This is a genomic window from Pyxidicoccus sp. M15 (assembly GCF_056858435.1).
Map to the genome: position 1 here is coordinate 5,210,422 of NZ_CM166495.1, position 13,687 is coordinate 5,224,108.

The 13,687-nt window shown below is 71.1% G+C and carries 12 protein-coding genes; 5 read left to right on the forward strand and 7 right to left on the reverse strand.

Annotated elements, in window-relative coordinates; translation table 11 throughout:
* Positions 1-4: 4 nt before the first annotated feature.
* Complete coding sequence (locus tag ACX9TP_RS19915; RefSeq protein WP_482981295.1) at positions 5-1,708, forward strand: FHA domain-containing protein; 1,704 nt, start codon at positions 5-7, stop codon at positions 1,706-1,708.
* Positions 1,709-1,786: 78 nt separating this feature from the next.
* Here ACX9TP_RS19915 and ACX9TP_RS19920 read toward each other — a convergent pair whose 3' ends face one another.
* Positions 1,787-2,698, reverse strand: coding sequence for a DMT family transporter (locus tag ACX9TP_RS19920; RefSeq protein ID WP_482982200.1), 912 nt, complete (start codon positions 2,696-2,698; stop codon positions 1,787-1,789).
* A 100-nt stretch (positions 2,699-2,798) separates the two neighbouring features.
* Here ACX9TP_RS19920 and ACX9TP_RS19925 point away from each other — a divergent pair, with 100 nt between their 5' ends.
* Complete coding sequence (locus ACX9TP_RS19925) at positions 2,799-3,710, forward strand: pseudouridine-5'-phosphate glycosidase (RefSeq protein WP_482981296.1); 912 nt, start codon at positions 2,799-2,801, stop codon at positions 3,708-3,710.
* Positions 3,711-3,754: 44 nt separating this feature from the next.
* On the opposite strand, the gene ACX9TP_RS19930 is transcribed toward ACX9TP_RS19925, so the two are convergent.
* Positions 3,755-4,240, reverse strand: coding sequence for a GAF domain-containing protein (locus ACX9TP_RS19930; RefSeq protein ID WP_482981297.1), 486 nt, complete (start codon positions 4,238-4,240; stop codon positions 3,755-3,757).
* 100 nt (positions 4,241-4,340) lie between these two features.
* Between ACX9TP_RS19930 and ACX9TP_RS19935 the strand changes: the two genes are divergently transcribed.
* Entirely contained in the window at positions 4,341-5,078 is a 738-nt protein-coding gene (locus ACX9TP_RS19935) for an SIR2 family NAD-dependent protein deacylase (RefSeq protein ID WP_482981298.1), read from the forward strand.
* An 84-nt stretch (positions 5,079-5,162) separates the two neighbouring features.
* On the opposite strand, the gene ACX9TP_RS19940 is transcribed toward ACX9TP_RS19935, so the two are convergent.
* Entirely contained in the window at positions 5,163-6,575 is a 1,413-nt protein-coding gene (locus ACX9TP_RS19940; RefSeq protein ID WP_482981299.1) for a hypothetical protein, read from the reverse strand.
* A gap of 227 nt (positions 6,576-6,802) precedes the next feature.
* The gene (locus tag ACX9TP_RS19945) at positions 6,803-8,374 is read right to left on the reverse strand and encodes a protein kinase domain-containing protein (protein ID WP_482982201.1); all 1,572 of its coding nucleotides are present in this window, start codon (positions 8,372-8,374) and stop codon (positions 6,803-6,805) included.
* Positions 8,375-8,629: 255 nt separating this feature from the next.
* Here ACX9TP_RS19945 and ACX9TP_RS19950 point away from each other — a divergent pair, with 255 nt between their 5' ends.
* Positions 8,630-10,597: an ABC-F family ATP-binding cassette domain-containing protein gene (locus ACX9TP_RS19950; RefSeq protein ID WP_482981300.1), complete on the forward strand. Its 1,968-nt coding sequence runs from the start codon at positions 8,630-8,632 to the stop codon at positions 10,595-10,597.
* 16 nt (positions 10,598-10,613) lie between these two features.
* On the opposite strand, the gene gspC is transcribed toward ACX9TP_RS19950, so the two are convergent.
* The 3 genes from gspC to ACX9TP_RS19965 all read right to left on the reverse strand — a co-directional run bounded on the left by gspC (position 10,614) and on the right by ACX9TP_RS19965 (position 12,929).
* Positions 10,614-11,504 (reverse strand): type II secretion system protein GspC, encoded by an 891-nt coding sequence (gspC, locus tag ACX9TP_RS19955; RefSeq protein ID WP_482981301.1) that lies wholly within the window; start codon positions 11,502-11,504, stop codon positions 10,614-10,616.
* A gap of 27 nt (positions 11,505-11,531) precedes the next feature.
* Positions 11,532-12,107, reverse strand: coding sequence for a hypothetical protein (locus ACX9TP_RS19960; protein ID WP_482981302.1), 576 nt, complete (start codon positions 12,105-12,107; stop codon positions 11,532-11,534).
* 153 nt (positions 12,108-12,260) lie between these two features.
* Positions 12,261-12,929, reverse strand: a complete 669-nt coding sequence (locus ACX9TP_RS19965) for a TFIIB-type zinc ribbon-containing protein (protein WP_482981303.1) — start codon at positions 12,927-12,929, stop codon at positions 12,261-12,263.
* A 101-nt stretch (positions 12,930-13,030) separates the two neighbouring features.
* Here ACX9TP_RS19965 and ACX9TP_RS19970 point away from each other — a divergent pair, with 101 nt between their 5' ends.
* Entirely contained in the window at positions 13,031-13,633 is a 603-nt protein-coding gene (locus ACX9TP_RS19970) for a hypothetical protein (protein ID WP_482981304.1), read from the forward strand.
* Positions 13,634-13,687 lie beyond the last annotated feature (54 nt).

A 13,687-nucleotide genomic window follows, 5' to 3' on the forward strand; every position in this document is an offset into this window, starting at 1 on the left:
CCCCATGCCCGCACTCCTGCTGCTCACCGGTCCATCCGCGGGGCGCCGCTACGAGGTGCTCACGGAAGCGACAATCGGTCGCAGCCCGTCGTGCGAAATCCCCCTGGAGGACGACCAGGTCTCGCGCAAGCACGCGCTGATCACCCTCCATGAGGGCCAGGCGCGCATCCGCGACCTGCGCTCGCGCAACGGGACGCTCGTCAACGGGGAGCGCCTCTCCGGAGAGGTGGTGCTGCAGCCGGGAGACCGCGTCCGCGTGGGGACGACGACGGCCCTCTTCGAGCCTCCGGCGGTGACGCTGGTGGAGGGCGGGCCGGTGACGCACGGGCACGTGCCCATCGAAGAGGTGCTGCCGCACGTGGGCACGGCGGCGGCGATGTACTCGGCGGGGACGGCGCTGCTCGGCGCCACCAGCGAGGCCATGGTGCTGCGGCGGCTGGCGGACGAGGTGGCGCACGCGCTCAACGGGGACCGCGCGGCGGCGCTGCTGGGCAGCAGCGGTGGCCTGCTCACCGCCTCGGTGGTGGGGGCGGAGGCGCTGACGGTGCCGCGCGCCATGGCCCAGGCGGCCCTGGAGCGCAAGGAGCTGAGCCAGTCGGACGACGCGATGTGCGCGCCGCTGGTGGCCTCGGGCGGCATGCCCTTCGGCGTGCTGTACGTGACTCGGGCCGAGCCCGTGTTCTCCGAAGGCGAGGGACAGTTGCTCGCGGCGCTGGGGCGGCTGGGCGGCGAGGCGTACACGGCGGTTCGCTCGCGGGTGGAGGCGGAGGCCCCCTCCCTGACGCTGGCGGGGTCCTCGCGGCCGCTGAAGGCCCTGCTGGACGCGGCCAGGCGCGCGGCGGCGAGCGCCGCGCCCGTGGTGATTCACGGCGAGCCGGGGACGGGGAAGACGCTGCTGGCGCGCATGCTCCACTCGCGCTCTCCGCGGGCGCTGGGGCCGCTGGTGACGGTGGACTGCCGTCAACCCCAGCCGGCCGTGGATGAGGCGCTCTTCGGCCGGGCCAGCGCGCCGGGGCAGCCGCCGGTGACGTCCGCGCTGCTGCGCGCGGATGGGGGCTCGCTGCTCCTGCAGCACGTGGAGGCGCTGCCGCGGCCCTCGGCGGAGCGGCTGGCGCGGCTGCTGGCCCGCCGGTCCGCGCCGGCCCGGCAGGGCGGCGAGGAACCGGTGGACGTGCGGGTGCTGGCCACCGCGCTCGAGCCGCTGCCGCTGCTGGCCACGCGGGGCGAGGTGGAGGCGTCACTGGCGCGGGGGCTGGCCGGCTTCGAGCTGGAGGTGCCACCGCTGCGCGAGCGCAGGGCGGATGTGCTCGTGCTGCTGGAGGGATTCACCACGCGGGCGGCGCGGCGCTCGCGCAAGGAGCCTCCCACCCTGGGGCCCGAGGCGCGGCGGCTGCTGGTGGACTACGCGTGGCCGCAGAACGTGCGCGAGCTGGAATTGGTGGGCGAGCGGCTGGGGCTGCTGTACGCCGGAGGCCGCGTGGGCGCGCTGCACCTGCCGCCGGAAATCCAGGAGGGCGGCGCCTCCACCGGGCCCCAGACATTGCAGGACCGCGTGGCCCGGCTGGAGCGCGACGCCATCGCCGAGGCCCTGCGCGAGGCGGGCGGGAAGAAGGTCCGCGCCGCGGCGCTGCTCGGCATCAGCCGGCCCACGCTGGACAAGAAGATTGAAGAGTACGGCCTCTCCGTCGAGCGCGGCCGGCGCGGCTGAGGCGTGGCGGGAACACGCAGCGCGCGGCCGCTCCGTCGCGCTGCGGCCCGGGGCGCCGGTTCGCCCGGGCGCCGCGGGCTACGACTTGCGCCGGCTGAGCAACACGCCCGCGAGGATGAGGCCCGCTCCGAAGACCTGGAGGAGGGTGGGGCGCTCGCCTCGCACGGCCCAGGCGGTGAGGGCGGCCACCACGGGGATGCCCGTGTTGTAGAGCGCCGCGCGGCTGCTGCCCACGCGCTGCACGGTGCGCCCCCAGATGAAGTACGAGAGCACCAGCGGCACCAGCGCCGAGTACACCACGCCCGCCCACGCGGCAGGGCCGACGCTCGCGGTGTCCATCGCCATCACCGCCGGCACTCCGGCCAGCACCACGACGGGCGCACCCGTCAGCATGGTGATGGCGGTGATTCGCAGCGCGGACACCTCCGTGCCCAACGAGCGGATGCCCACCGTGTACACCGCCCAGCACAGGCAGCCCCCGAGGATGAGCCCATCCCCCAGCCACGTCGCCCCGCCGAGGGCCGGGCCTCGCGCGCTCACCACCAGCAGCATGCCCGCCACCGCGAGTGACAGGCCCGTCACCAGCGGCCGGGTGAGCCGCTCCACGCCCAGCATCGCCCCGAGCGCGGCCACCAGCACCGGCGTCACCGCCGTGAGCATCCCGCTGTTCGCCGCGGTGGTGTGCGCCAGCCCGACGATGAAGCACACCTGGTACACCGTGTTGCCCACCAGCCCGAGCGCGGTGAGCTTGAGGAACGTCTTCCGGGGCAGCGGCTTCCAGCCCTCCACCACCAGCAGCAGCGCGCCCATGGCCAGCGCGGCGATGGCGAAGCGCAGCGACATGAAGGCCAGCGCCGGAATCGTGGCCAGCGCCTCCTTCACCACCGTGTAGTTGGTGCCCCAGATGATGACCACGCCGATGATGGCCAGGTCGTTCGCGGAGAAGGCGCGTGCGGGGACGGCAGTCGCGGTGGCGGCGGAGGTGGACACGGCGGGCGAGGGAATAGGGCGAGCCGCTCTCGCGCGCAAGCCGACGTTTCCCCCACGGCCCCGCTTGTCCGCATGCCCGCCCGGGGATAAACGCGCGCCCATGGACCTACGCTTTTCGGACGAGGTGCGCCGCGCTCGCGACGCTGGCCAACCCCTGGTGGCACTGGAGACGAGCGTCGTGGCCCAGGGGCTGCCATACCCGGACAACCTGGCCGCCGCTCGCGCCTGTGAGGAGGCCATCCGCCGCGGCGGCGCCATCCCCGCCGCCATCGCCGTGGTGGATGGAGAGGTGTGCATCGGCCTGGAGGAGACGGCCATGCGCCGGCTCGCCGAGGGCAAGGAGCGCCTGCTCAAGCTGGGCTCTCGCGACCTGGCCATCGCCGTGGCCACGCGCGCCTCCGGCGGCACCACCGTCAGCGCCACCTGCGAGCTCGCCGCCGCCGCCGGCATCCACGTCTTCTCCACCGGGGGCATCGGCGGGGTGCACCGCGGCGCGTCCGAGCACTGGGACATCTCCCAGGACATCGCCGCGCTGGCCCGCTACCCCGTCGCCGTGGTGTGCGCGGGCGCCAAGTCCGTGCTGGACCTGCCCAAGACGATGGAGCTCCTGGAGACCGCCGGCGTGCCCGTCATCGGCGTGGGCACCGACGAGCTGCCGTCCTTCTACAGCCGCGGCTCCGGCCTGAAGCTGGAGCACCGCGTGGACGACGTGGACACGGCCGCGCGCATCGCCCGCGCCCGCTTCGAGACGCTGGGGCAGGGCGGCCTGCTCTACACCGTGCCCCCTCCCGAGGAGACCTCGCTGCCCCGCAACGAGGTGGAGCTGCACATCGCCTCCACGCTCGCGGACGCGGACCGGCAGGGCGTGCGCGGCAAGGCCGTGACGCCGTTCCTCCTGTCGGAGATGGCGAAGCGCACCGGCGGCAAGACGCTCAAGGCCAACCTGGCGCTGCTCGTCAACAACGCCCGCTTCGCCGGCCAGCTCGCCGTGGCCTACGCGCGCAAGGGCTGAGAGCGGGACGCGAGGGCGGCGTGCTCCGCCCTCGCGGTACCGCGTTACTTCTGGAACCAGCGCATCAGGTCTTCCAGCTCGCGGCGGTCCACGTCGTCGAAGGTGCCCTTGTGCTCGGAGTCGATGTCGAGCACGGCGATGAGCTCGCGATTCTTCCCGAACACCGGGACGACGATTTCCGACGCCGACCGCCCGTCACAGGTGATGTGGCCCGGGAAGGCGTGCACGTCGGCCACCACCAGCGTCTCGCCCTTCGCCGCGGACGTTCCGCAGACGCCCTTGCCGAACTGGATTTCCAGGCACCCGAGCGTGCCCTGGTAGGGCCCCACGCGCAGCAGCCTGCCCGGCGTCACCACCCGGTAGAAGCCCGTCCACAGGTGCCCGAAGGCGTGGTGCAGCAGGCAGCTCATGGACGCCATGCCCGCGATGTCGTCGTCGATGCCCTCGAGCACCGCGAGGGCATGTTGCTTCAACTCCGCGTACGCCTCCGCCTTGGGCATGCCGCGCAGATCCAGGGTGACTTCCGCCATGATGGGGACCTCGGAAGGGGAACGTCACCGGGGCGTCAGGCCCCGGCGAAGTCGTCGTCCCTCAATACCCTGAATCATTTCCCGCCGCACGAGAGGCGTCATGGAACAGCTCATCCTGGACTCGAAGACCTGGCTGCTCGTCCTCACCGGAGCGGGCGTCTCCGCCGAGAGCGGAGTCCCGACCTTCCGTGGAATGGACGGACTCTGGGAGAACCATCCCATTGAAGACGTGGCCTCGCCCCAGGGCTTCGTGAAGGACCCGACGCTGGTGTGGCGCTTCTACTCGCAGCGCCGGGCCGGCGCCGCCGCCGTGCACCCCAACCCCGGTCATGACGCGCTGGTGGCCTGGGAGCGCCACCTCGGCGACCGCTTCCTCCTGGCCACCCAGAACGTGGACGGGCTGCACCGCCGGGCCGGCAGCAGCCGCGTGGTGGAGATGCACGGCAACCTCTTCAAGACGCGATGCAGCACGTGCAAGCGCGCGCCGTTCGACGACACCACCGTGTACCCGGTGGGCCAGGTGCCCACGTGCGACGCATGCGGCGGTAGGCTGCGCCCGCACATCGTCTGGTTCGGCGAGTACCTGGACCCGGCGGACATGCAGCGCATCGAGGACTTCGCGCTGCGCGGCTCCACGTCGGGCGGGCGGTTCGTCTTCCTCGCGGCGGGCACGTCCGGCCTCGTCTACCCGGCGGCGGGCATCGTGGACCACGTGCGCGCGGCCGGCGGGGAGACGTGGCTCGTCAACCTGGACCCGGCGCAGAACTCCAGCCGCTTCGAGAACACCGTCACCGGCAAGAGCGGCGAGGTGCTCCCGAAGCTGGCGAAGCTGGTGTGAGCACGGGCCCGTCCGGCTCCGGGCCCCCCTCGCCGACGCGTGGCGAGGTGCTCCCGGAGCGGGCGGTGCGCGTCCGGGCGCGGGCTACTGCGCCTCGCCCAGCAGGAAGCTGAAGTCGGCGGACGCGCCGCCGTCCGCAGTCGTCGCGCTCTTGTGACAGCCGAGGCAGCTCGCGTTGGGCTGGATGAAGGTCTCCATCGTCACGTTGGCCAGCGGCGTGGGCGTGCCCTGGGGCGCGCCGCCCGTGGCCCACTGGGTGCTGATGAGCTGGTAGTTCTCCCAGACGGAGCCCTTGAGCAGGCCGCGGTAGTAGGCGTTGAGCCCGGGAGACAGCTCATCCGCCTGGACGGGCGTGGTGCGCACCACCTGCACGGGCGCGTTGAGCGGGCCGCCGTCCGGCGCCAGCTCCGTGTAGGGCTGCTTCGCCGTCTGCTGGTTGTCCTGGCAGTTGGTGCAGTGCGGGTTGAAGAAGGAGGACTTGGTGTTGTCCACCTGCTCGAAGGTGGACCAGAACCACGACGTCTGCGTGCTCGTCTTGTGGATGATGTGCAGGCCGACGAGGCCCACCGTGACGGGATTCTTGCCGGGGCTCGGGTCTCCGGCCTCGTCGTTGAAGACCCAGGCCTGGCGCATGTAGAAGCGCTTGCCGGCAATCTCCTGCGCGCTCAGCACCTTCCACGACGCCTTGAGTTCCATCGCCCCCACGGGGCCGCAGGGGCCACCGTCACACGGGCCGGGGTTCTGGTCCGGGCCGGTGGGGAAGCTTACCGTCACGCCGTTCTGCCCGGCCGCGTTCCAGAGGTTGTTGGCGATGAGGTAGTTGTACTCGTCCAGGTTGACGCGCTTCTCGTAGCGGACGAAGCGGCCGTTCTGGTCCGTGAGCGGGCCGCCCACGGCCTGGCCGATGCCGCCGAACCGCTCCGCGACGAGGTCCGAGGCCTTGGAGTCCGCCACCAGCACCTTGTCCACGTGGCCGGCGGCCACCTGGAGCCGCTCGGAAGGAGTCGCCCTCCGGAGCCGCAGCAGCTGCTTCTCGACGGCGGCCGGCGTGTTGAACGTGCACCACTTGCCGGGAGGGCCCGCGTCGGGCGCCACGAAGATGTCCGAGTCCTGGGGGTACGTCTCCCAGACCACCGGCCCCTGGCCGCCGAGGATGCTGCCCTGCGTGTTCGGCAGACACGTCTTCGTGTCCGCCGGCCAGTTCATCGCGATGAAGGTGTTCCACGAGTAGACGTCCACGTCGCTCTGGCTCTCACCGAAGCGCGGGCATGCATCCACGGGCGGGCTGGAGAGCGCGGAGGTGATGGACGTGGCGCACGTGGAGCCCGGGCACGTCGGGTTCGGGTTGCACGCCGGGGGGAGGCCCTGGGCGGCTGTCTGGGTGTCTCCGGGCGGCTTCGGCCCGGTGGACGAGGCGGTGGTACAGGCGAGGATGGCAACGCTGGCCAGCGCACCGGCCAGCAGCAGGCGGCGCACTCGTGGCGAAAGGACGTTCATCAAAGGTGACCTCGGGGGAAGGGGCGTGGCGCAAGACGACAGCCCGGACTCCGAGTGCAAGGGGCGGACCCGCCAGGTCGTCCCGGGGCGCCGTGTGCCGTCCGGGGCGTGCGGAGTGCGCACGACCCTCGAGGAAGCGCCCGGGCTCGCGTTTCAGCAGGACGCGTCCGCGTCGCGACGTGACGCGTGCGCGAGCCCGGACCCGCGCCTGAGCGACAACCGCCGCGCTACTCGAAGACGGAGATGTCCTGCCCGCCGCCCTGCTTCACGGGCTTCGTCGGACGCGACGTGGGGGCGGCGCGCACCGGCTCCAGCGTCACGTCGACGGCCTGGCTGTCCCCGGCGATGCGGCTGAAGTTGAGCGTCCGCTCCACGTCCTTGTGGCCGTCAAGCCGGAAGCTGAGCGCGTACACCTTGTCGCGGGGCAGTTCGAGCTTGATGGGCGTGGTGCCCAGCATCTCCTCGCCCTCGTAGATGGCCGCGCCGGGCGGCGTCGAGCTCAGCGACACCATGATGTTCTTCGCCGCCGCGCTCGCCGTCGTGTCCGTGTTGCCGGCCGTCACCGCCGCGGGCTTCGTGGACGGCGCCTCGATGGGCGTCACCGGCGTCTGCGACGTGCCACCGCCCGAGGTACCGATGACCACCGCCGCACCGATGCCGAGCAGCACCAGCGGCACCGCCACCAGCGCCATCTTCTTGCCGGTGGACATGCCCTCGGGCGCGGGAGGCGGGGCAGGCGGCTGCGGGGCGGGGCGGGACGGAGACGGGCGCGCGCGGCTCGGAGACGAGCCACTGCCGCCCGGACCCGCGGCCTGGCTGCGCGCGACGACGACGTTGGACGGCGTGGAGCCCCGGCCCACCGCGGGCGCGGCACGAGAGGCGCGCACGCCGCTGCCACTTCCACTGCCGCCCGGACGGCCCGCGCGGCTCCCGGAGGCCCGGCTGCCGCTGCCGCGCTCGTGCGCGCCCGAGCCGACGCCGCCGCTGGGCATCGCTTCCAGCTCCTCGGGCGAAAGGTCCGCGATGGTGTCCTGCATCGCGTCGATGAACTCCTGCGCGTTCTGGTAGCGGTCTTCCTTCTCGGGCGAGAGCGCCTTCTTGAAGAACGCATCCAGCGCGGCCGGCACCGGTGCGCCCTGCCGCTTGCTGTTCACGGCGGGCACCGGCTGCGTGAGCGATGCGGTGAGCGCCTTGCGCACGGTGTTGGCGCCGTACGGCGAGCTGCCCGTGAGGCAGAAGTAGAGCACGCCCGCCATGGAGTACAGGTCCGAGCGCTGGTCCACGGCCTCGCCACCGGCCTGCTCGGGCGGCATGTACTGCGGCGTGCCCAGCACCTGCCCGGTGGAGGTGAGCTGCTCCTCCTCCTCAGCCTCCATCGCCTTCACCAGACCGAAGTCCAGCACCTTGACGAAGTCCTTGCCGCTCAGCTGCTGCACCATGATGTTGTGCGGCTTGAGGTCGCGGTGGACGCAGCCCTCCGCGTGCGCGTGCGCCAGGCCCTGGCACGCCTGCTCGATGAGGCTCACCGCGCGGCGCAGGGACATGGGGCCCTCGCGCTTCACCATCTCCTTGAGGCTCTCGCCCTGCAGGAGCTCCATCACGAAGTAGCAGGTGCCGTCCGGCGCGCGGCCGAAGTCGAAGATGGTGATGACGTTGGGGTGGCGCAGCCGGCTGGCGATTTCCGCCTCGCGACGGAAGCGCTCGAAGAACTGGGGCGCGGCGGCCAGCGACGGGTTCAGCGTCTTCACCGCCACCGGACGCTGCACGGAGGTCTGCGTGGCGCGGAACACCATGCCCATACCGCCCTGGCCCAGGACGCTCTCAATTTTGTAGCGGCCGTCGAGCACCTGGCCGAGGAGCTGGAGACTCTGGCCGGAGCAGAGGTGGTCGACGCCGTCGGTGCTTCCGCAGTGGGGGCAGGGGGCAGCCATGTGGGGCGGGAGTATAGGCAGGCCCTGGCCGGCTGCGAAAAGGGGCAGGACGGCCCCGGGGCGGGCGAGCAGGCATATCTGACGTTCCCGAGGGGCCCGAGGGCTGTTACATCCCCGCCCGCCATGAGCCTCGTCATCGCCCAGGACCTCTGCCTCTCCTATGGAAAGAAGGTCCTCTTCGACAACGACAACTTCACTCTCGGACCCAGGGACCGTGTAGGTCTGGTCGGCGCCAACGGGACGGGCAAGAGCTCGTTGATGAAGATACTGGCCGGGGTGAGCCAGCCCGACTCCGGCACGGTGCAGTACGCCCGGAAGGCCCGCGCGGGCTACCTGCCCCAGGAAATCGCCGGCCTGCCCGAGGGGACGGTGGTGGAAGCCGTCATGAGCACCGTGCCCGGCCGCGACACCATGGAGGCCCGGCTCCGGGAAACGGAAGCCGCGCTCGCCGAGGCCACCGACGAGGACGACCAGCTGGAGCTCTCCCAGTCGCTGGCGGACCTGCACGCCGAGCTGGACGACTTCGAGAACCGCTACGGCAAGCACCACGCCGAGCGAATCCTCAAGGGCCTGGGCTTCCGGGACGCGGACCTGCTCAAGCCCACCTCCGCGCTGTCCGGCGGCTGGCGCATGCGCGCGGCGCTGGCCGGCCTGCTCCTCCAGGACCCGGACCTGCTCCTGCTCGACGAGCCCACCAACCACCTGGACGTGCCCACGCTCACGTGGTTCGACGACTTCCTGCGCCGCTCCAACAAGGCGCTGGTCCTCATCTCGCACGACAAGGACTTCCTCAACCGGCAGATCAACCGGGTGGTGTCGCTGGAGCTGGAGGGCGTGCGCGAGTACGCCGGCAACTACGACGACTACAAGCGGCTGCGCGCGGAGGAGAAGGAGCTGCTCAAGGCCCGCGCCGAGAAGGTGGAGGCCCGCCGCGCGGAGCTGCAGGGCTTCATCGACCGGTTCGGCGCCAAGGCCACCAAGGCGCGGCAGGCGCAGAGCCGCGCGAAGATGCTGGAGAAGATGGAGAAGGTGCAGGTCCTCGAGGAGCGCAACACGATGCGCTTCCGCTTCCCGGAGGTGGAGCGGAGCGGCCGCGACGTGGTGACGATGGAGGGCATCACCAAGAAGTACGGCGCGCAGACGGTGTACAACGGTCTGTCCGCGCGCCTGGAGCGCGGGCAGCGCATCGCCGTGGTGGGCGCCAACGGCGCGGGCAAGACCACGCTGCTCAGGATGGTGGCGGGCGAGCTGGGGCCGGACACGGGGAAGGTGACGCTCGGGCACAACGTGGTGGTGGGCTATTACGCGCAGCACCACGCGGACAAGCTGGACCGGCAGAACACCATCATCGAAGAGGTGCGGCCGCTCGCGGCGGACAAGCCGGAGAGCTATGTGCGCGGCGTGCTGGGCGCATTCCTCTTCAGCGGCGACGACGTGGACAAGCCCATCGGCGTGCTCAGCGGCGGTGAGCGCGCGCGCGTGGCGCTGGCCAAGCTGCTGCTGGTGCCCTCCAACTTCCTGCTGATGGACGAGCCCACCAACCACCTGGACCTGGACTCGTCCGAGATGCTGATCGAGGCGCTGAAGAGCTACACGGGCACGCTGCTCTTCGTCAGCCACAACCGCAGCTTCATCAACAACCTGTGCACGCACGTGTGGGAAGTGGCGGACGGGAAGCTGACGCCGCATCCGGGCAACCTGGACGACTACCTGTACCACCAGGAGCAGCTCCGTCAGGCCCAGGAGGCCGCGGCCGCCGCGGCGGCGGGCCGGGACAGCAAGACGTCCACGGGCCCGGTGACGGAGAAGGACCGCAAGCGCCTGGAGGCCGAGGCGCGCCAGCGCCGCAGCGTGGTGGAGGGCCCCATCAAGAAGGAGATCGCCAAGCTGGAGGAGCGCATCGCCGCGCTGGAGTCGGAGCAGAAGGAGCGCGAGGCGCAGCTCGCGGACCCCGCCCTCTACAACGACTTCGCGCGCGCCAAGCCGCTGATGGACACGCACCGCGCGGGCAAGGAGGAGCTGGAGAGCCTCTATGCCCGGTGGGAAGCGGCGCAGGAGAAGCTGGCGGAGGCGACCGCGTCGCTCGGGTAGGGATGCGGGTCCGGCGTCAGCGCACGTCGTAGACCTTGCGGACCGGGCCGCCGCCCCGGTCGATTTCCAGCTCGATGTGCCGGGCCTCGCGCAGCTTCGTGAAGGCCTCCAGGACGCGCTCGGGTGCGTCGAGCGTCAGGCCGTTGATGCGCTTGAGCACGTCACCGTTCTGGAGGCCTATCTTCGAGTAGAGCGAGTTCGGCCGGATGGCCGCGAGCTTGAAGCCCACGGACTTGCCATTCTCGAAGGCCGGCAGGGCGCGGGCCTGGGTGGACAGCTGGTCCAACCGGGAGAGCGCGTTCTGGAGCTCCTCGCTGGGAATCTCGTAGGTGTGCTCACCGACGGCGCGGATGCCGCTCTCGGGGCCGGAGCTCGCGGTAGGGGCGGTGCGGGTGAGGGCGGGCACAGCCGTGGGTGAGGCGGCTCCGTCGATGAACTCCTCGCGGTTGTTGGCGGCGATGATGACTCGCTCGCGCTCGATGGAGAGGATTCGCGCACCCATCAGGTCATCGCCGACCATGAGGCTCCTGGCGCGCTGGGTCTCCAGGTACTGGATGGAGGCGAGCGACCACTGATTGTCACTCGCCACCAGCGTGCCCAGGAGCTTCACGCGCAGCGCGCTCCTGACGGGGCCGGTGGCGACCTCCTCGCCCTCGGGCTCGACCACGGCGGGCTCGTCCTTGCCGAAGCTCAAGCCGATGAGCTTCGCCAGGCGCGGGCCATCCAGTGACACTCGTGCCTCTTCCGAGGCCGTGGCTTCCGGAGCGCGCGCGGGTGTGGGGCCGGAGAGGGGCGGCGCGAGCGCGTGCTCCACGAAGAGGTTGGCCGTGCGTGCCGCCAGCAGCGCGACGCACAGGATGAAGGCCCCGTTCACCAGCCAGAAATACCTGCGGAAGATGAGTGCCATCTGTCGTCCCCCTTTGTCCGCGGTGCTTCAGCGCACGTCGTACGTCTTCCTCACGGGGGCTCCGCCGCGCTCCAGGTCCAGCTCGATGTGTCGGGACTCGCGGAGGCTCTCGAAGGCCGTCAGCGCGGTCTCTGGCGTCTGGAGTGACTGCCCGTTGATGCGCTGGAGCACGTCACCGTTCTGGAGCCCGAGCTTCGCGTACAGCGAGTGCGGACGGATGGCGAACATCTTGAAGCCCTGGGGCTGGCCCTCCTTGAACGCGGGCACCACCCGCGCCTGCGAGGACAGCTCGTCCAGGCGCATGAGCGCGTTCTGGAAATCCGCGGCGGAAATCTCGTAGGCGTGCTCTCCGACAGTGCGGACGTCTCCCCATTCCGGGGAGGTGTCGACCTTCATGGCGGAGGGCTGGGCGGGAGCCCGCTGTGCCTGCGCGGGGAGGGTGATGCGCTCCCGCTCGATGACGATGGCGGAGGCGTTGGGCTCGGGGGCGAGTGCGGGAATGTGCCGGGTGAGCAGCTGCATCGTGCCCGCCGCCACCGGAGCGGCGATGAGAATGAAGGCGCCGCTCAACAGCCAGAAGTGCTTGCGGATGAAGCGTTCCATCGTCGTGGCTCCTGTCGTTTCAGGGACACGACGGACATGAGCAAGCACGGTGCCACCCGGGCTTCCAGAGGGGCGGCGTCGTCAGCGGGCACTGACAGCACGCCCCGCTGTCACGGAGTCCGCGCGAGCGGGTGACAGGTTGTCACGCGGGCTTCAACGTCCGAACACGCGCGAGAACAACCACGTCAACGCGGAGCCGGTGACATCCGCACCGGCGGCAGAGGGGTACCCGGAGTTCCGCCGCACGGCGGACACTTCGCTGGGGGTGGCCTTGGCCAGCTCCTCGGAGAAGGGCACGGAGCCCTCCGGCGCGCAGCTTCCGCAGTAGAGCCGCTCCTCCCAGACGAAGCCGTACTTCGGCTTGAGCCCGCGCTTGCACTCGGCACACGCCTGCACCACGCCGAGCCGCACCGTGGGACGCACGTCGAGCGGCTCGTTGCGGTACGTCTCGGCGGCCCGCTGGAGCTGCTGAAGCTCGCCCGGGTCCAGCGCCACGCCTGCACAGTCGGAGCACACCTCGACAGTGACGCCCAGCGCTTCCACCACCGGCAGCGGGGCGTGGCCGCAGCGCGGACACGTGGGGGCCTGCGCGCCGCAGTCGGGACAGCTCGGTACGTACTGGAGCTTCGCGCTGCAGCCCTTGCAGATGCCGGGGTGCCCCTTCGCGCGCCGCACCAGCGCGTCCGAGACGGAGCCTCCCATCACCTTCGAGAGCGACTCGCCTTCGAACCAGACGGCTCCGCAGCCGCCGCACTCCTCCCGGGGCAGGCCGCCGAGAAACGTGGACCGCATGCTCGTCTGGCAGAAGGGGCAGGCGCTCATGGCGCGAGCCTACAAGACCCGCATCCGCTGCCCATACCGCCTCGTAGCAGTCATGTGAGGACCTGGATGTTCCAGGCCTCCGAAAACGAAGCGAGGCTCACATGGAAGCGCATCAGATGAATCAGCAGGAGAGAGCAGCCGGCGCGCCGAGCATCAGCTCGGTCAACCCCAGCACCCTGTCCGCGGGGACGACGGTCGTCACCCTCCGGGGAATGAACCTGCCGGTGTCCTTCGGCTACGCCATCACCAACCTGTACGGACAGCCCCTGCTGGGCACGGGGACGGGCTTCCCGTCAGGCAGCCCCAGCGCGGTGAGCCTGCCGTTCTACGTCGCGTCCAACGTGCCTCCGGGGCAGTACCTGCTCCGGGTCTCCAACCAGGCCGGAAGCGCGTCGGTGCCCATCTCCATCGCCACGGTCCTCAAGGCGCCCACCATCAGCTACCTCGACCCGAGCATCATCTACCCGGACAACAGCGGCCCGAACCGGCAGCTCATCGTCGGCGGAGACAGCCTGCCCACGAGCGTCTCGGGCTACTCCGTGTCGTCGTCGCTGATTGGCCTGTCGCTCGTGGTGCCCAATCCCTCCAGCGCCATCCTGCTCCTGTCCAACCTGACCTCGGTGCCGGCGGGGCGCTACACCCTCACGGCCTCCAACGGCGCGGGCTCGGCGTCACGGTACTTCGACGTCATCCGCTTCTCCTGACGCGTGGGCGGGGCGGAGGACCTTCACCTCCGCCCCATCGCGAGGCCGCCGGCC